The following is a 16,972-nucleotide window of genomic DNA, read 5'->3' as shown; positions in this document are numbered from 1 at the left end:
TTGTAGAGTACCAGCTGCCAGATTGTTCCTGGAAAGAACGTCGGTCAGCGGGCACCCCATAATCGGCAACCGGCAACCGACTTTCCATGACCTTCGATTTAGTAACTCAGGACCCGCATACCAAAGCCCGCGCCGGCGTAGTGCACACCGACCACGGCGCCATCGAAACCCCGATATTCATGCCCGTAGGTACGGCGGGCACCGTGAAAGCCGTGCAGCAGCGCGACCTCAAGGATGATATTCAGGCCCAGATTATTCTCGGCAACACCTACCATCTCTACCTGCGCCCTGGCCTAGACGTGCTGAGCAAAGCGGGTGGCCTACATAAGTTCAACGGTTGGGACCGGCCCATCCTCACCGACTCAGGGGGGTATCAGGTGTACTCGCTGAGTGGCACGCGCAAGATCAAGGAGGAAGGCGTAAAGTTTCGCTCTCACATTGATGGCTCGCAACACCTATTCTCGCCGGAGGGCGTAATGGACATCCAGCGCACCATCGGGGCCGACATCATCATGGCCTTTGATGAGTGTACGCCCTGGCCCTGCGAGTACGACTACGCCGCCCGCTCCCTTGACATGACCCACCGCTGGCTCAAGCGCTGCATCCAGCGCTTCGACAGCACCGAGGGTCACTACGGCTACTCGCAAACCCTCTTCCCTATTGTGCAGGGCTCCACGTTCAAAGACTTGCGCGTAAAGTCGGCGGAGTTTATTGCCGAGCAGGGCCGCGAGGGCAACGCCATCGGGGGCCTCAGCGTGGGCGAGCCCGCGGAAATGATGTACGAGATGACGGAAATCGTCTGCGACATTCTGCCCCAGGATAAGCCCCGCTACCTGATGGGCGTGGGCACGCCAGCCAATATCCTTGAGAACATTGCGCTGGGCGTGGATATGTTCGACTGCGTGATGCCCACTCGCAACGCCCGCAACGGCATGCTGTTCACCACCCAGGGCATCATGAACATCAGCAATAAGAAGTGGGCCGAGGACTTTGAGCCGATTGACGCCGAGCTAGGCGGCTACGTGAGCACGTTCTATTCGCGCGCTTACGTGCGCCACCTGTTCCAGAGCAAGGAGATGCTGGGGCCACAAATTGCCTCCATCCACAACCTGAGCTTCTACCTGTGGCTGGTGAAGCAAGCCCGGCAGCAAATCCTAGCCGGCACCTTCCGCGAGTGGAAAGAGAAAATGGTGAAACAGGTGATGACACGATTGTAGTCCTTGGGAATATGTCGCCCGCTATACATCGCCTGCTTCGCACCCTTTTATGGATACTACTGATAGTCTTACCAATCAGCTATTGTCTCCTGATTATAGCGGCGGATTTTAACATGCTATTTGGCTGGTTTTTTCTAGATGATTCCGAAACAGATGCTGATAGTCTGATCTTCAACACCAGTATTCAAACTTCTATTCAAGCACAAGAGCCGGAATTGATCTTCTTTCAAATCACATTTCGCCTTGCTCCGCTCTGGATTGGGTTTGCCTCAGCCGTTCTAGTACTGTTAGCAGCAGACTTGTTAGCTTACGGTTTCGGAAAGCGTCCTCTGCTTAAATCTGCGTTGTCGAACAGACAGTTGGCTGGGCAATTACTTACCCTACTGCTGGTTGCTTACCTAATGGGTACACTTATCCATTAGGTAAGCAATCCTTGGTTTAAAGCATTTAATCTAGGCCCAGTAGTTTCCATGTCTCAACCTGAGTATTGGTGGCCTTATTACGGCTGGCCTATCCAATCTCCTGCTGTGGAGGGTTGGACAATTTACCCGCCGTTGGATCTAACCTCAATTCCTATGTTCCCGGGAGCACAAGCGGCATGCGTAAAGCTGGGCACTTTACTGGCCATCTTAGCAGCCCGATACGTATGGCTCCGGCGGCAGCGCACGTTACAGCCGATATATTCGTTAAAACAGCAGTAATCTGCTATCCATGAGGCTGCTCGATAAATACATTCTTAAGAAGTTTCTCACCGCGTTTTTCTTCACGGTGGTGTTGCTGGTGTCCGTAATCTGCGTGATTGATTTCACGGAAAAGAACGACGACTTTATTCAGCACGACCTGGGGGCCTGGCAGATCATTTCGGAGTATTACGTGAACCTGTTCCCGTACTTCGCCAACCTGCTTTCCCCCATCACGGTGTTTATTGCGGTGGTGTTTGTGACGGCGCAGCTCGCGTCGCGTACCGAGGTGGTGGCCATGCTGGCGTCGGGCATCAGCTTCAAACGGTTTCTGCTGCCCTACGTGATGGGTAGCGCCATTCTAGGCGCCCTCACCATGGCCATGACGGGCTGGCTGATTCCGATTGCCAATAAAACCCGCGTGCAGTTCGAGAAGGCCTATATCAAGAACCCCTACCGCTTCAGTGGGCGCAACGTGCACTTTAAGATCGGGCCGAACTCCTACGCTTTCATGGAGAGCTACGACAACGTGAACAACGTGGGCTACAAGTTTGCGCTGGAAACCGTAGAAGGCACCCTGCTCAAGCGCCGCCTCACCGCAGAAGCCATTAGCTGGGACTCAACCAAGCACGCTTGGAAGCTGACGCCGCAGTTGCTCCGCACCTTCAATGGCGAAAAGGAAACCCTGAAAAGCATTCCCGCCCGCGACACCACGCTTAACCTCTACCCCAAGGATTTCGCCAGCACGTACCGCCTCGCCGAAACTCTTACCCTGCCGGAGCTCAACCGCTTTATTCAGCAGAAAATTGACCGCGGCGCCGACGATACCCAGCTCTACTTGAGCGAAAAGTACGAGCGGTACGCCTACCCTTACGCCATGTTCATCCTCACGGTGATTGGGGTGATTATGAGCGCCCGCAAAAGCCGCGCCGGCGTGGGTGGGCAGATTGCGCTGGGCTTCGTGCTAGCCTTCGTGTTCATCATTTTCGTGATTCTGAGCCGCAACCTGGCCTCAGTAGGCACGCTGCCACCGCTGCTGGCCGCCTGGGTGCCCAGCATTGTTTTTACCGGCATTGGCCTGATCCTCTACCGCGTCGTTCCGCAATAACAGTGGTTGAGTGACTAAGTGATAAAGTGAGTTTGATGTTCTGTCGGCGCCAACAGTGCCATACGTGCAGCCTAGGCCACTAGTACATCAAATCCCCTTCATCACTAAGTCACCTCTTCACTTCTTCCCCTCTATGCTCAAAGATTACCTTCGCCTGCATTTCATTGTGTTGCTCTGGGGTTTCACGGCCATCTTGGGTAAGCTGATTTCAGTGCCGCCGGTGGAGCTGGTTTTTTGGCGGACGCTGCTGGCCGCTGCTGGCCTAGCGGTGCTGCTACTGGCTCGGAAACAGCCGTGGCGCGTACCACCCGGCGAAGCGCTGCGCATGTTAGGCGTTGGGGTGCTGGTGGCCGCGCACTGGATAACTTTTTTCCTGGCGGCGCGCCTTTCCTCGGTGAGCGTGTGCTTGGCCGGTATGGCCACGCTAGCCCTCTGGACGTCATTCCTAGAGCCCCTGATTTTGTGGCGGCCTATTCGGCTGTATGAGGTAGGCCTAGGCCTGCTGACTATGGTGGGGCTGTACCTAGTGTCGCAGGCGGAGTTTGACCAGATGGCCGGCCTGTTGGTGGCCATCTTATCAGCGGGCCTCTCGGCACTGTTTAGCGTGCTTAACGTAAAGCTGGTGAAGCGCCATTCCCCACTCCGACTCACGTTTTACGAAATGAGCGGTGCCTGCCTCAGTATTGCGCTTTTCTTCCCGCTCTACAGCCAATATTTCACCAATGGCACTGGCTTACACCTCGCCTGGCGCGGCTTCGACTGGCTGTGGCTGCTGGTGCTGGCCGGCGGCTGCACCGTGTACGCTTTCTCTAGCTCAGTGGAATTGATGAAGCGCCTTTCTGCCTTCGTCATCAACCTCACCATCAACCTGGAGCCCGTGTATGGCATTCTGCTAGCCGTGCTCATTTTCGGAGCTCAGGAAAAAATGTCGACTGGCTTCTACATGGGCACGGTGGTCATCCTTTTTAGCGTGCTCATTCACCCCGTAATTGAGCAGTGGAACAAGCGCCGCCAGCGCAAGCCCGAGCCAGTGGAGGCTGTTTTATAATGGCTTAGAGCAGAGGTAAAACAGAACGACCTACTAGGTAAACCTAGCAGGTCGTTCTGTTTTAGGCCGACTTACAGACGGCCATTCCACACGGTGTATTCAGTTGGAAAAGCTACCTGCGGTGGTAATTCTAAACCAGGAAAAAGCCCATACACGGCCGAGCCGGACCCCGACAAGCTGGCATATGCCGCCCCTGCAGCATACAGGGCCTCCTTAATTTCGCCCAGTACCGGATAAATCGGGGTTAAGGCATCCTCAAAATCATTGCTGACGGTTTCTCGCCAAGTTTCGAGGGGCTGGGCCAGGGCGGCCCGCAACTCGTGGCGCGGCGGGCGGGCTGTTACGCGACTATAGGCCTCGGCTGTGCTGATGTGCAGGCCCGGATACACGACTTTGCAGGCCACGCCCGTCAGGTCCAGCGCAATATCCTCGAACACGTCGCCCTTCTCGTAGGCAAACACCGGTTTATTACGGATGAAGAAGGCGCAATCAGAGCCCAAACGGCGGGCGTAGGCCTGTAGAGCTTCCGTGGACAGTTCAAGCTTAAATAAATCGGTGAGTGCGCGCAGGACAAAAGCTGCGTCGCCGGAGCCACCGCCCAAGCCTGCCCCAATGGGTACCAGCTTGTGCAGGTGCATTTGCACGGGCGGCAGATTGAAATCAGTCTTGAGCAGCTCGTAGGCCCGCAAACAGAGGTTCGTGTCTGGCTCACCGGGAATTGGAATGCCCGTGAGGGCGAGGCTGGTTTTGGCGGCGGGCAGCACTTCTAGCGCATCGGTCCAGGGCAGCGGCACAAACACCGATTCGAGGTTGCGGAAGCCGTCGTGGCGCTGCCCCGTGATGTAGAGGCCTAGGTTGAGCTTGGCATTGGGAAAAACGAGCATACGGCAAAGCTAGCGCTCTGCCACTACTTGCGCTATCTGTCGGCCCAGACCAGTAGCTTTGTTGTGCATGACTGTCGCCCCATCTGCTTCTTGGTACGCCCGTTACGGCAAGCGCCTGCTCGATGTAGCCTTGGCGGCTCCGTTGATGCTGATAAGCCTGCCCTTGCTTGTACCAGTGGCGTTGACGCTGGCGGTGCAGAACCAGGGTGCTTGGCTGTTTCGGCAGCGTAGGCCCGGTTTGGCCGGGCAAGTCTTCGTGCTGTACAAGCTGCAGACTATGACCTCCCACCGCGACGCGCTAGGCCACCTCCTGCCCGATGCCGACCGTCTCACCCGGCTCGGCCGCTGGGTGCGGGCCACTTCCCTCGACGAACTGCCCCAGCTTTGGAACGTGCTGCGCGGCGACATTAGCCTGGTGGGCCCTAGGCCACTGCTGGAGCAATATTTACCGCTGTACTCTCCTGAGCAAGCCCGGCGCCATGAGGTACGGCCGGGCATTACCGGCTGGGCGCAGGTGAACGGCCGTAACGCCATTTCCTGGGAGCAAAAGTTTGCGCTTGATGTCTGGTACGTGGATCATCTCAGCTTCGGGCTCGATTTGCGTATTCTGTGGCGCACCGCTTCGCGGGTTCTGGGTGCTTCGGGCATCACGGCTCCCGGTCAAGCCACCACCACCGCCTTCACCGGCACTCCTTCTTCCCCTAATTCGTCCTCTACTTCATGAGCCATCCTCAGCACCCTGTCTCCCCTTCTACCCTAGACCGAAGTGGCCTAGCAGCGACGGACGTGCTACCGCGCTTGGTCATTGTGGGCGCAGGTGGCCTAGGCCGGGAGGTACTGATGCTGGCGCGCCAGATCAACGAAGCTCACCTAACCTGGAACATTCTGGGGTTTTATGATGATCGGGTACCCGCTACTCCTACCATTCACGGGCTACCTTACTTGGGTTCTAGCGCTGCCCTAAACGCTACCATCGAGCCGCTGCACGTGGTTATTGCCGTGGGCAACGGGCGGAGCCGTGCTACCCTAGCCAGCCATCTTACCTCACCGCTACTCTCATTTGCCACCCTTGTGCATCCGGGAGTGGCTTGCCAGCCGTACCAACAGCTTCAGCTTGGGCCCGGCTGCATCATTAGCCAGGGCTGCGTGCTCACCTGTGATATTCGGCTAGGCCACCACGTGCTGCTAAACCTCGGCTGTACCATTGGCCACGATGCTGTACTGGAAGATTTCTGCTCTCTCATGCCGCACGCCAACGTGGGCGGCGAGGCGTACCTGGAGCAGGGTGTATACCTGGGCACCAATGCTACTGTCATCAATCAAGTGCGCATTGGGGCTCGCACCATTATTGGGGCGGGGGCCGTAGCCGTGCGCGATTTGCCCGCCGACTGCACGGCTGTAGGAGTGCCCGCTCACGCTATTAAGCAGCACAAGTAACGCCACTTGCACTACTTAGGGTTTGCAGCAAATTATGCGTAGCGACCAGGCCCCTATCTGATATGCCTATCTTGCCGATAGAACGTCGGTTTACTTGCCGTCAGTAGCCCCAAGCTTATTTCACTCTATGCGCAGCCAGGATTACGACCGAATCTTTCTTTCTCCGCCCCACCTCGGCCGCCACGAGTTAAACTACCTGCATAAAGCTATTGAGGACAACTGGGTAGCCCCCGCCGGCCCAAATCTTGACGGCTTCGAGCGCGACATTTGCGAATTTACCGGCGCTGGCCACTGCGTGGCTCTGACCTCGGGTACAGCAGCCATTCACCTGGGCCTTCGGCTGCTGGGTGTAGGGCCCGGTGATGAAGTACTTTGCCCCTCATTCACGTTCGTGGCTACGGCTAATCCCATCGTCTATTTGGGGGCCAAGCCGGTTTTTGTTGACAGTGAAGCCGACACTTGGAACATCTGCCCGCAGCGGCTACGCGAGGCAATAGAAGACCGGATTCAGCAGGGCCGCAAGCCCAAAGCCCTTATTCTGGTGCACCTCTACGGCATGCCGGCCAAAGTACAGGAAGTGCTAGAAGTAACCGCAGAGTTTGAAATTCCTGTTCTGGAAGATGCCGCTGAAGCGCTGGGCTCACGCTACAATGGCCAGCCGCTAGGCACGTTCGGAGCCGTAGGGGTTTTCTCTTTTAATGGCAATAAAATACTCACCACGAGCGGGGGCGGCGCCTTAGTTACCAACAACTCAGAATGGGCACAAAAAGCACGCTTCTGGGCTACGCAAGCCAAAGATCCAGCCCCATACTACCAGCACTCCGATATCGGCTACAACTACCGCTTAAGTAACCTACTGGCGGGCATCGGCCGCGGACAGATGGAGCTGTTGGAAGACCGGGTAAAAAAGCGCCGCGAGATACACCAGTGGTATAAAATAAACCTGCAGACGGTACCTAGCCTAACCATTAGTCAGACGGAGCCCACGGGAGGCCGCTCTAACCGCTGGCTCACCACCGTAATCCTCGACCCAATTCAAACTGATACTACCCCAGAACAACTGCGCCTGCACCTGGAGTCGCACAACATTGAGAGCCGGCCGCTATGGAAACCCCTGCATTTGCAGCCGCTCTTTGCCGCTGCCCCCATGTATGGCGGCAGTGTGTGTGAGGAGTTATTTACCAACGGCTTATGCCTGCCTTCTGGATCAGCCCTTACCGAAGCCGACTTAAACCGCATTGCCGCCGCAACTAAAGCTGTTATAAGAAGCAAAGAGGCTCAGTAGAACTAGCACAAAATTTGTCTGGTGAGTACATAAGGTTCCCTAGGCAGTACTAGTAGCACAAAGCTTTAAATTGTTAGTACAAGAAAAGTTGCCTTGGTATAAAAAACACTTATGCGTTGAGGGCTTGCTGCAGATCCTTTATTAATTCCTCAGCCGGCTCAATTCCCACTGATAAGCGGATGAGCCCAACCGTAATACCTAGGTCTTGCTGCTGCTCCGGAGTAAGGTAGCGGTGCGAAGTACCCAGGGGGTACGACAGCGACGAATCTACCCCCGCCAACGAGGGAGCAAACGGGAAGCGCTGGCACCGTTGCATGAAGCCGTTAACAACTTCATTATCGTCGGCTAGGCGGAAGGACATCATACCACCAAATAGCCCTTGGCCCTGTTCCTTTGCCAGGGCATGTTGGGGGTGATCTGCTAGGCCAGGGTAGTACACGGCCCGCACAGCAGGCTGCTCCTGCAGAAACTGGGCAATAGCCAACGCATTATAGCTATGTTCCCGCATCCGCAGGCGTAGGGTTTTAAGGCCCCGCACAGCCAGCCAGCTTTCCATGGGGCTTAGCGTGAGGCCGTAGTACATACCTATTTGCTTGAGCCGGGCGGCTACCTCCGCATCGGCGGCCACCACTACCCCTGCTGTCACATCAGAGTGGCCGGAGATATACTTGGTTACGCTGTGTAGCGTGATATCGGCTCCTAGGCCTAGCGGCTTCGTGATGATGGGTGAGGCAAACGTATTATCCACCACCAGCTTCAAGCCATGCTTATGGCACTCAGTAGCAAGCTGGCGCAGATCGGCCACACGCAGCAGTGGGTTACTCAACGTTTCAGCTAGCAACAGGCGCGTAGTCGGCTGCACGTACTGGCCTAGATCGTAGAGCTGCTCAAAGGGCACATACGTAACCGTGATGCCCATGCGGCTCAGCTCCGCGTTTAGCAGGCTGGAAGAGCCCCCATAAATATCAGCGGCGCACAGCACATGGTCGCCAGCCTTGCAGAAAGCCAGCAGGGCCGCAAAAATGGCGGCCATACCCGAGCCCGTAGCAATAGCTCCAGCACCACCTTCCAACCGGTTTACAGCTTCCGCCAGCTCATCGGAGTTAGGGTTGCCGTTGCGTGAATACATATACCGGCTACCCGGCTCCCCAAAGTATTGCTCCAACTCATTTAAGTCATCAAACTTGAAAACAGAGGTCTGATAAATGGGGGTGATTTTGGGGTGGATTTCCATGCGGAGTGAGAAACCGGAGCTAAGATAGAAAACGGGTAGTGGCGGAGCAGTGGGTGCTACTCTAGGCCAGGGCTTAAAAGCAAAAAAGCCTTTCCCGCAAAGGAAAGGCTTTTTATTATGTGTCTGGGCTTAAACTATACCGAAGCGCCTTCAGCCAGCACGATTACGTTGTTGCGAAGCACCTCAACCACGCCGCCCTCAATACGGAACGACTCGCGGCCGGCGCCACCATTCACCACTACTTCACCGGCCTTTAAGGCCGAGATAAGGGGTGCGTGGTTGTTCAGAACTTCAAACAGTCCATCGGTACCCGGAAACTGAGCCGACGAAACTTCGCCTTCAAATACTTTCCGGTCCGGCGTGATGATTTCCAGATGCATATCGTTGGTTGTTGATTGTTGACAGCTGATTGTTGGAAGCTGAATGACAGGCAATCAACTTCCAACAATCAACAACCAAATTACTTGGCTTCCGCCATCAGCTTCTCACCCTTGGCTACGGCATCTTCGATGTTGCCTACCAAGTTGAAAGCAGCCTCGGGCAAGTGGTCGTGCTTGCCGTCGATGATTTCGTTGAAGCCTTTGATGGTGTCTTTAATGTCAACCAGTACGCCTTTCAGACCGGTGAACTGCTCAGCCACGAAGAAGGGCTGCGACAGGAAGCGCTGCACACGACGGGCGCGGCTTACTACCTGCTTGTCCTCCTCGGAGAGTTCGTCCATACCCAAGATGGCGATGATGTCCTGCAGTTCTTTGTAGCGCTGCAGAATCTCTTTCACGCGCTGAGCGGTGTTGTAGTGCTCGTCGCCGAGAACGGCAGCGTCCAGGATGCGCGAGGTCGAGTCCAGCGGGTCAACGGCGGGATAGATACCCAGCTCGGCAATTTTGCGGCTCAATACCGTGGTGGCATCCAAGTGAGCGAAGGTGTTAGCCGGAGCCGGGTCAGTCAAGTCGTCGGCAGGTACGTACACGGCCTGTACCGAGGTGATAGAACCACGCTTGGTAGAAGTGATACGCTCCTGCATGGCACCCATTTCAGTAGCCAGCGTGGGCTGGTAACCTACGGCCGAAGGCATACGGCCCAGCAGAGCCGATACTTCCGAACCAGCCTGGGTGAAGCGGAAGATGTTATCGATGAAGAACAGGATGTCGCGGCCAGCGCCAGTGCCATCACCATCGCGGAAGCTCTCAGCAATCGTCAGACCCGACAGGGCCACACGAGCACGGGCTCCGGGGGGCTCGTTCATCTGACCGAACACGAGGGTAGCCTGCGACTGCTCCAGCTCCTGCTGATCTACTTTCGAGAGGTCCCAGCCGCCTTCTTCCATCGAATGCTTGAACTCCTCGCCGTAGCGAATGATGTTGGCCTCAATGAATTCACGCAGCAAGTCGTTGCCTTCGCGGGTACGCTCGCCTACGCCAGCAAACACCGACAGACCCGAGTAGGCCTTGGCTACGTTGTTGATGAGTTCCTGGATCAGTACGGTTTTGCCTACACCGGCACCACCGAACAAACCAATTTTACCGCCCTTTACATACGGAGCGAGCAAGTCAATTACTTTGATGCCGGTGAAGAACACTTCCGAGGAAGTAGCCAATTCTTCGAAAGCAGGAGCCTGACGGTGAATTGGCAGGCGCGTAGTGCTGTTCGGCTGCGGAATGCCGTCGATGGCATGACCGATTACGTTGAACAAACGGCCCTTGATGCTGTCGCCGGTGGGCATAGAGATGGGGGCGCCTAGGTCGCTCACTTCAGCGCCACGGGTCAGGCCTTCCGTCGAGTCCATGGCGATGGTGCGCACACGGTCTTCGCCGAGGTGTTGCTGGCATTCCAGAATCACCACCTGGCCGTTGTCTTTCGTGACTTGGAGGGCGTCGAGGATGTTGGGAAGCTTGGAGCCTTCACCCGCGAAGCTTACGTCCACGACGGGACCAATAACCTGGGTGATTTTGCCGGTATTCGCCATTGCGTTCTTATATAAGGGATGGGGTGCAACGTTTGAGGCCGCAAAACTACGGCTTAATCCCGGCATTGCCAAAGCTGCGGACGAGCCGCAGCCACCAACTTTTTTTTTAACGCCTGACAGGCTGAAAATCAGAGCAAAAAGGGCTTTTTCGACCGTATTAGCTTAAACTTTCGCAAAAAATTTTTGCAAGAATATTTGCCTTGAAAAAAAGCCTTGGTACATTTGCACACCGAAACGGCACAACCACTTGGTTACCGCAAGGGAAATTGTCCGATGGTGTAACTGGCAACACGCTTGATTTTGATTCAAGAAAGTCCAGGTTCGAGCCCTGGTCGGACAACCGACTAAGTTAAGCGAAAGGCGCTGATTCTTCCTCTTCCGGAAGAGTCGGCGCCTTTCGCTTTTTCAGTTTTATCCATTCTGAGTGCTGCAAGCAACCTCAACAGTTAATTCTGAGCGGTTTAGGCTGCTTACCGCACGCAGAACGGCTACTTTTCCTCCTCTACCCCCTACCCCCATGTCACAGCAGGTAAAAATATTCGCGGGTAATGCCTCCCGCGAACTGGGTGAACAGATTGCTGCCGCCTATGGCACGACCCTCGGCGACCTGAGCATCCAGCGCTTCGCCGATACGGAGCTTGGCCCCAGTTTCAATGAGAGCGTGCGCGGCTGCGCGGTGTTTCTGATTCAGAGCACCAACCCGCCGGCCGAAAACCTGATGGAACTGATGCTGATGGTAGATGCCGCTAAGCGTGCCTCGGCCTACAAGGTGAACATTGTAATGCCGTATATGGGCTACGCCCGCCAAGACCGCAAAGACAAGCCGCGCGTGAGCATCGGGGCCAAAGTAGTGGCGAACATCGTACAGAGCGTGGGCACCGACCGCCTAATGACCTGCGACCTACACGCTGGCCAGATTCAGGGCTTCTTCGACATTCCCGTGGATCATCTGGATGGGGCCACGGTAACGGCACCTTATATTAAGTCACTCAATCTCGACAATCTCATCTTCGCCTCCCCCGACGTAGGGGGCGTGGTGCGCACCCGGGCCTTCGCCAAGAAATTTGGCGCTGAGATTGTTGTCTGCGACAAAATGCGCCTGCGGGCCAATGAAATTGCCTCTATGCAGGTAATTGGTGATGTAGCCGGCATGAACGTCGTCCTCGTCGATGACATTGTGGATACGGCTGGCACCATCTGTAAGGCGGCAGAGCTGCTGATGGAGCGCGGTGCTAAATCAGTACGGGCGGTTATTACCCACGGCTTGTTAAGCGGCCCCGCTCACGAGCGGATTCGTAATTCCGTTTTGGAAGAACTGGTAATTACCGACACCCTTCCGCTAAAAGAAGAAAACCACAAGATCAAGGTTATCTCCGTGGCTGGCCTCTTCGCGCAAGCCATCCGCAATGTGGTGACTCACGAGTCGATTAGCTCACTCTTTATCTAGGCCTCTGGGTAATTAAGTAGTAAGTCAGAACCTCATACAGAGCGCAGTTGGATGTGCTCTGCATGAGGTTCTTTTATATATAGCCTTTTCTTTCCCAAACTATAGGCCTATCTTTGCGGCCCGTTTACCTGCTGTGGGTGAGCGTTATTTCTTCAAAAGCACACTTTTATGAAAAGCCTCGAGATTGTAGGGTTTAAAAGAGCGAATCTCGGTAAGAAGGACGCCAAGGCGCTGCGCCTGGACTCGTACGTTCCTTGCGTACTGTACGGCGGCACCGAGCAAATTCACTTCTCTGCTCCCGCTATCCTCTTCCGCGAACTGTTGTACACTCCTGAAGTTCACATCGTTGAGCTGAACATCGAAGGCGACATCCGTCGCGCTATCGTGCAGGACGCTCAGTTCCACCCCGTGAACGAAATGCTGTTGCACGTTGACTTCCTAGAGCTGCAGGAAGGCAAAGAAGTGAAAATGGAAGTTCCTGTTAAGTTCGTTGGCGTTTCGCCCGGCGTTCTGGCTGGTGGTAAGCTGGTTAGCAAGCTGCGTAAGCTAAAAGTGAAGGCTACTCCCGAAAACCTGCCCGATTCAGTAGAAGTTAACATCTCGGACCTGGAGCTGGGCAAATCGGTGAAGGTGAACAAGGTTGAGCCTCAGGGCTACACCATCCTCACCAACCCGCTGGCTCCTATCGCCACGGTAACCATCCCACGTGCTCTGAAAGGCCAGATGCAGGCCGACAAATAAATCACGGATTCAGACGGATTTTCGGATTACACGATATCGTGCCCGAGTTCTTCCGTCGACCGAAAAAGCCGTTCTGCTCTCGCAGAGCGGCTTTTTTCTTGTCTGCTCATTGGCGCCGTTGCACTGGCCTAGGCCTCTCCCATGCCTTTGCTGCAGCCGTAAGCCGACACCCGAATCCGTGCCATCCGTTTAATCCGTCTAAATCCGTGATTGTATGAAGTTTCTTGTTCTGTGCCTGGGCAACATTGGGCCGGAGTACGCCGATACGCGGCACAACGTGGGCTTTATGGTGGGCGACTACCTGGCCAAGAAGCACGACGCCAGCTTTGAACTGGGCCGCCACGCCTTCACTACCGAAATCAAGCACAAAGGCCACACGTTTGTGCTAGCCAAGCCTACCACGTACATGAACCTGAGCGGCAAAGCTGCCGCGCACTGGCTGAGCACGCTCAAAATCCCGAAGGAGCAGATGCTGGTGGTAACTGATGATCTGGCCCTCCCCTTCGGCAAGCTGCGCCTGAAGGGCAAAGGCTCGGCGGGCGGGCAGAACGGCCTCAAGCACATCCAGGAAACGCTCGGCTCTGACGAGTACGCCCGCCTGCGCTTCGGCATTGATGCCACGTTCAGCAAAGGCCGGCAGGTTGATTACGTGCTCAGCCCATTCTCAGCCGATGAAAAGATTGATCTGGAAGGCCGTTTAGAGAAAGCGGCAGAAGCCGTACTGCTGTTTGGCACCGTAGGCCTAGAGCGCGCCATGAACGTGGTTAATGTAAAATAGGGACCTCTCCCCCTGCCCCCCTCCTCTATGGGAGAGGAGAAGCCAAATACCCATAAAACAAACAAGCCGCTAATGCATCAGCGGCTCGTTTGTTTACACGGATATGCGCAGTACTAGACTTGAGGGCAGGCTCCCCCCTCTATGGGGAGAGGAGGCTGGCAGATGAGGTACCTTCTAGGCCACTCCCGAACCAGGTCGCACGGGGCTGCTGGGCTGCATGAGGCTCAGCACACCATCGGCGTTTTCGGCCATGAGGAGCATGCCTTGGCTTTGTATGCCTTTGATTTCGCGGGGCGCGAGGTTCAGGAGAACTTGCACTTGCTGGCCTACAAGGGCCTCGGGCAGGAAGTGCTCGGCAATGCCCGAGACGATGGTGCGGGGCTCATCGAAACCAAGGTCTACGCTCAGCTTAAGGAGCTTTTTAGTTTTGGCTACTTTTTCGGCAGCTACGATAGTGCCGATACGTAGGTCCATGGTCTGGAACTGCTCGAAGCTGACGTCTTCCTTAGCTGGTGCAGCTTTGGCGGCGGCCAGTTCGTTAGCCTTTTTGGTATCGAGCAGCTTTTGCACCTGGGCTTCCACGGTGGCGTCTTCAATTTTGGTGAAGAGCAGGGCCGCTTCGCCTAGCTGGTGACCGGCAGCCAGCGCGTCGGGGCGGCCGGCGCTAGGCCAGGTACCGGGCGCGAGGTTCAGCATGTGGCCTAGCTTCTGGGCCGAGTACGGCAGGAAGGGCTCCATGAGCGTTACGAGGCTGGCGGCCAGCTGCAGCGCCACGTGCAGGACCGTACCGGTGCGAGCTTCATCCGACTTGATGAGTTTCCAGGGCTCGGTGTCGGCGAGGTACTTGTTGCCGAGGCGGGTCAAATTCATCAGCTCGTTGAGCGCATCACGGAAGCGGTAGGCCTCAATCAGGTCGCCGATGCGCTGCGGGAACTCCCGCAACTGGCCTAGCACATCCTCGTCCTCGGTGGTGAAGCCCACGGCGGCGGGCACCTGCCCTCCGAAGAACTTGTGGGTGAGCACCAGCGCGCGGTTCACGAAGTTGCCGAGGTTGGCTACCAGCTCGTTGTTATTGCGCGCCTGAAAATCCTTCCAAGTAAAGTCGTTGTCCTTGGTTTCGGGGGCGTTGGCGCAGAGTACGTAGCGCAGTACATCGGCCTGGCCGGGGAAATCCTGCAGGTACTCGTGCAGCCACACGGCCCAGTTACGCGAGGTGCTGATCTTGTCGCCTTCCAGATTCAGGAACTCGTTAGCGGGCACGTTATCGGGCAGGATGTAGTCGCCGTGGGCCTTCAGCATCGTGGGGAAGATGATGCAGTGGAAGACGATGTTATCCTTACCGATGAAGTGCACCAGCTTGGTGCCCTGGTCTTTCCAGTAGGTTTCCCAGGTGTCGGGCAGCAGGTCTTTGGTAGCCGAAATGTAGCCAATGGGCGCATCAAACCACACGTAGAGCACTTTACCCTCGGCGCCAGGCACCGGTACGGGTACGCCCCAGTCCAAGTCGCGGGTCACGGCGCGGGGGTGCAGGCCTTGGTCAATCCAGCTCTTGCATTGGCCGTACACGTTGGTTTTCCAGTCCTGCTTGTGGCCTTCCACAATCCACTCGCGCAGCCAGGGCTCGTACTGATCGAGGGGAAGGTACCAGTGCTTGGTTTCGCGCAGCACAGGCTGGTTACCGGAGAGCATGGAGCGTGGGTTAATCAGCTCGGTCGGGCTCAGCGAGGAGCCGCACTTCTCGCACTGGTCACCGTAGGCATTTTCATTGCCGCAGTTGGGGCAAGTGCCCACAATGTAGCGGTCGGCCAAGAACTGGTCGGCCTTCTCATCATAGTACTGCTGCGAGGTTTGCTCAATGAACTTTCCATCCTCATACAGCTTCTTGAAGAAGCCGCTAGCTACCTCGCTGTGGGTTTTGGAGGAAGTGCGCGAATAGATATCGAACGACACGCCGAAATCCTGGAACGAGTCGCGGATGATGGCGTGGTACTTATCAACTACTTGCTGGGGCGTGACGCCTTCTTTCTGGGCCCGGATGGTAATGGGCACGCCGTGCTCATCGGAACCACAGATGAATTTTACGTCGCGTTGCTGGGCGCGCAGGTAGCGCACATAAATATCGGCGGGCAGGTATACGCCGGCTAGGTGGCCGATGTGTACGGGGCCGTTGGCGTACGGCAGGGCCGCCGTAACGGTATAGCGTTGGGGAATGCTGGACATGTGAGAGAATTCGGAAATTCAGAAATGAGCTAGGCCACCGGGAGCAGACTATTCGGGCGCAAAGGAACGAGTAAAAAAGAGGAAAGGTGCGCGGTGAGTATTCTATAAACAAATGAACCTGCAAATCCTTCTATATTTAACAGACTACTGCGGAGTTTACTCGTATCTACTGCAACCATCCCCCGCACCTGACTACCCCCTCACTCTTATTTCGTCATGAAAAACACCGATCAGGAGAAACCCGCCAAAAAGGGCAAAAAGGAGAAGAACGCCGCGGAAAAGGCGGAGCGCAAGGCGGCGAAAAACGCGCAAGCTGGCACTGCCGAGCTTTCTGACCCCCGCACCGGTAAAAAATCAGATCAGAAGAAAGCGCTCAAAACGGCCGCTAAGCAGTTGCAGAAAGAGCTGGATGCGCGCATGAAAGAAATGGTGAAGCGTATCCGGAAGGAAACCAAAGCCAAGCTCGAGGAAGTGGTGAAGGAAGCCACCCGTCGCCTCGACGCCGATACGGAGCGTCTGTTTGAGCAGGCCCTGCATTCTATTGTGCAACACCGCGAAAACGGCACCCTCGCCGCATCCGACAGCATTTCGACCGATGTAGCTGCTCAAGTGGCTCCCACAACGGCGCCCCGCTCCCGGCCGGCGGCTAAACCAGCCGCAGCACCGCCCGTAGTGGCGGCCCCGACGGCGGCACGGCCTAGGCCAGTGGCTAAGCGGCCGACGGCCACCACCACTAACCGCACTCGCCCTGCAAACAGCAAGTCCGCTTCTCCTAACCAAAACAGCAACGGCGTAGCACAAGCAGGCGAAGGTACCACCTCCGATTCGGTGCAATAATCTCTTGTTGCTGCCAATCTGGCCCGCTGCTCTTGTCTTGGAGCAGCGGGCTTTTTTGTGGTTGGTGGGCCTAGCAGTTGCGTTGGGCTA

At 56.1% G+C, this 16,972-nt stretch carries 16 protein-coding genes and 1 tRNA gene; 12 read left to right on the top strand and 5 right to left on the bottom strand.

Annotation, left to right across the window (positions count from 1 at the left end; translation table 11 throughout):
* Positions 1-86 precede the first annotated feature (86 nt).
* From tgt to EU556_RS08985, 4 genes are all read left to right on the top strand, one after another.
* On the top strand, positions 87-1,217 hold the full coding sequence (tgt, locus tag EU556_RS09000; protein ID WP_135433374.1) for a tRNA guanosine(34) transglycosylase Tgt: 1,131 nt from the start codon (positions 87-89) through the stop codon (positions 1,215-1,217).
* Complete coding sequence (locus EU556_RS08995; protein ID WP_135433372.1) at positions 1,175-1,639, top strand: hypothetical protein; 465 nt, start codon at positions 1,175-1,177, stop codon at positions 1,637-1,639. The genes tgt and EU556_RS08995 overlap by 43 nt, the downstream gene beginning before the upstream one ends.
* Before the next feature lie 289 nt (positions 1,640-1,928).
* Positions 1,929-3,005 carry an LptF/LptG family permease gene (locus EU556_RS08990; RefSeq protein ID WP_135433370.1) on the top strand — a complete coding sequence of 359 codons (1,077 nt, stop codon included), beginning with the start codon at positions 1,929-1,931 and terminating at the stop codon, positions 3,003-3,005.
* Between the two features lie 133 nt (positions 3,006-3,138).
* Positions 3,139-4,053, top strand: coding sequence for a DMT family transporter (locus tag EU556_RS08985; protein ID WP_135433368.1), 915 nt, complete (start codon positions 3,139-3,141; stop codon positions 4,051-4,053).
* 71 nt (positions 4,054-4,124) lie between these two features.
* Here the strand turns inward: EU556_RS08985 and ispE are convergent, their stop codons facing one another.
* Entirely contained in the window at positions 4,125-4,937 is an 813-nt protein-coding gene (ispE, locus tag EU556_RS08980; RefSeq protein ID WP_135433366.1) for a 4-(cytidine 5'-diphospho)-2-C-methyl-D-erythritol kinase, read from the bottom strand.
* A 67-nt stretch (positions 4,938-5,004) separates the two neighbouring features.
* On the opposite strand from ispE, the gene EU556_RS08975 reads away from it, so the two are divergent.
* The 3 genes from EU556_RS08975 to EU556_RS08965 all read left to right on the top strand — a co-directional run bounded on the left by EU556_RS08975 (position 5,005) and on the right by EU556_RS08965 (position 7,659).
* The gene (locus EU556_RS08975; RefSeq protein ID WP_135433364.1) at positions 5,005-5,661 is read left to right on the top strand and encodes a sugar transferase; all 657 of its coding nucleotides are present in this window, start codon (positions 5,005-5,007) and stop codon (positions 5,659-5,661) included.
* A complete protein-coding gene (locus EU556_RS08970) occupies positions 5,658-6,374 on the top strand; it encodes an acetyltransferase (protein ID WP_135433362.1) in 717 nt (238 codons plus the stop codon). The genes EU556_RS08975 and EU556_RS08970 overlap by 4 nt, the downstream gene beginning before the upstream one ends.
* Positions 6,375-6,501: 127 nt before the next feature.
* The gene (locus EU556_RS08965) at positions 6,502-7,659 is read left to right on the top strand and encodes a DegT/DnrJ/EryC1/StrS family aminotransferase (RefSeq protein ID WP_135433360.1); all 1,158 of its coding nucleotides are present in this window, start codon (positions 6,502-6,504) and stop codon (positions 7,657-7,659) included.
* A 109-nt stretch (positions 7,660-7,768) separates the two neighbouring features.
* On the opposite strand, the gene EU556_RS08960 is transcribed toward EU556_RS08965, so the two are convergent.
* The 3 genes from EU556_RS08960 to atpD form a co-directional block, all read right to left on the bottom strand.
* A complete protein-coding gene (locus tag EU556_RS08960) occupies positions 7,769-8,893 on the bottom strand; it encodes a trans-sulfuration enzyme family protein (protein WP_135433357.1) in 1,125 nt (374 codons plus the stop codon).
* A 134-nt stretch (positions 8,894-9,027) separates the two neighbouring features.
* On the bottom strand, positions 9,028-9,273 hold the full coding sequence (gene atpC, locus EU556_RS08955; protein ID WP_135433355.1) for an ATP synthase F1 subunit epsilon: 246 nt from the start codon (positions 9,271-9,273) through the stop codon (positions 9,028-9,030).
* Positions 9,274-9,353: 80 nt separating this feature from the next.
* The gene (atpD, locus tag EU556_RS08950) at positions 9,354-10,859 is read right to left on the bottom strand and encodes a F0F1 ATP synthase subunit beta (RefSeq protein ID WP_135433353.1); all 1,506 of its coding nucleotides are present in this window, start codon (positions 10,857-10,859) and stop codon (positions 9,354-9,356) included.
* 267 nt (positions 10,860-11,126) lie between these two features.
* Here atpD and EU556_RS08945 point away from each other — a divergent pair.
* The 4 genes from EU556_RS08945 (at position 11,127) to pth (ending at position 13,825) form a co-directional block, all read left to right on the top strand.
* Positions 11,127-11,199 (top strand) — tRNA-Gln (locus EU556_RS08945).
* A 177-nt stretch (positions 11,200-11,376) separates the two neighbouring features.
* On the top strand, positions 11,377-12,306 hold the full coding sequence (locus EU556_RS08940; protein ID WP_135433351.1) for a ribose-phosphate pyrophosphokinase: 930 nt from the start codon (positions 11,377-11,379) through the stop codon (positions 12,304-12,306).
* Between the two features lie 168 nt (positions 12,307-12,474).
* A complete protein-coding gene (locus EU556_RS08935; RefSeq protein WP_135433349.1) occupies positions 12,475-13,047 on the top strand; it encodes a 50S ribosomal protein L25/general stress protein Ctc in 573 nt (190 codons plus the stop codon).
* A 214-nt stretch (positions 13,048-13,261) separates the two neighbouring features.
* The gene (pth, locus tag EU556_RS08930; protein WP_135433347.1) at positions 13,262-13,825 is read left to right on the top strand and encodes an aminoacyl-tRNA hydrolase; all 564 of its coding nucleotides are present in this window, start codon (positions 13,262-13,264) and stop codon (positions 13,823-13,825) included.
* 174 nt (positions 13,826-13,999) lie between these two features.
* Here the strand turns inward: pth and metG are convergent, their stop codons facing one another.
* The gene (gene metG / locus EU556_RS08925) at positions 14,000-16,045 is read right to left on the bottom strand and encodes a methionine--tRNA ligase (protein WP_135433345.1); all 2,046 of its coding nucleotides are present in this window, start codon (positions 16,043-16,045) and stop codon (positions 14,000-14,002) included.
* Between the two features lie 216 nt (positions 16,046-16,261).
* Between metG and EU556_RS08920 the strand changes: the two genes are divergently transcribed.
* Entirely contained in the window at positions 16,262-16,882 is a 621-nt protein-coding gene (locus EU556_RS08920; protein ID WP_135433343.1) for a hypothetical protein, read from the top strand.
* The last annotated feature ends 90 nt before the right edge of the window (positions 16,883-16,972 follow it).

The sequence above is a fragment of the Hymenobacter fodinae genome (assembly GCF_004745825.1).
GTDB lineage: Bacteria > Bacteroidota > Bacteroidia > Cytophagales > Hymenobacteraceae > Hymenobacter > Hymenobacter fodinae.
The sequence above is the reverse complement of the archived record's forward strand: the minus strand, read 5'-3'. Positions and strand labels throughout refer to the sequence as shown.

Bases quoted from the DNA above. Each gene is read 5' to 3' on its own strand.
- metG (WP_135433345.1), bottom strand. From the start codon at position 16,045: ATGTCCAGCATTCCCCAACGCTATACCGTTACGGCGGCCCTGCCGTAC.
- pth (WP_135433347.1), top strand. From the start codon at position 13,262: ATGAAGTTTCTTGTTCTGTGCCTGGGCAACATTGGGCCGGAGTACGCC.
- EU556_RS08935 (WP_135433349.1), top strand. From the start codon at position 12,475: ATGAAAAGCCTCGAGATTGTAGGGTTTAAAAGAGCGAATCTCGGTAAG.
- tgt (WP_135433374.1), top strand. From the start codon at position 87: ATGACCTTCGATTTAGTAACTCAGGACCCGCATACCAAAGCCCGCGCC.
- atpC (WP_135433355.1), bottom strand. From the start codon at position 9,273: ATGCATCTGGAAATCATCACGCCGGACCGGAAAGTATTTGAAGGCGAA.
- EU556_RS08965 (WP_135433360.1), top strand. From the start codon at position 6,502: ATGCGCAGCCAGGATTACGACCGAATCTTTCTTTCTCCGCCCCACCTC.
- EU556_RS08990 (WP_135433370.1), top strand. From the start codon at position 1,929: ATGAGGCTGCTCGATAAATACATTCTTAAGAAGTTTCTCACCGCGTTT.
- EU556_RS08960 (WP_135433357.1), bottom strand. From the start codon at position 8,893: ATGGAAATCCACCCCAAAATCACCCCCATTTATCAGACCTCTGTTTTC.
- EU556_RS08940 (WP_135433351.1), top strand. From the start codon at position 11,377: ATGTCACAGCAGGTAAAAATATTCGCGGGTAATGCCTCCCGCGAACTG.
- ispE (WP_135433366.1), bottom strand. From the start codon at position 4,937: ATGCTCGTTTTTCCCAATGCCAAGCTCAACCTAGGCCTCTACATCACG.
- EU556_RS08975 (WP_135433364.1), top strand. From the start codon at position 5,005: ATGACTGTCGCCCCATCTGCTTCTTGGTACGCCCGTTACGGCAAGCGC.
- EU556_RS08920 (WP_135433343.1), top strand. From the start codon at position 16,262: ATGAAAAACACCGATCAGGAGAAACCCGCCAAAAAGGGCAAAAAGGAG.
- EU556_RS08985 (WP_135433368.1), top strand. From the start codon at position 3,139: ATGCTCAAAGATTACCTTCGCCTGCATTTCATTGTGTTGCTCTGGGGT.
- EU556_RS08970 (WP_135433362.1), top strand. From the start codon at position 5,658: ATGAGCCATCCTCAGCACCCTGTCTCCCCTTCTACCCTAGACCGAAGT.
- atpD (WP_135433353.1), bottom strand. From the start codon at position 10,859: ATGGCGAATACCGGCAAAATCACCCAGGTTATTGGTCCCGTCGTGGAC.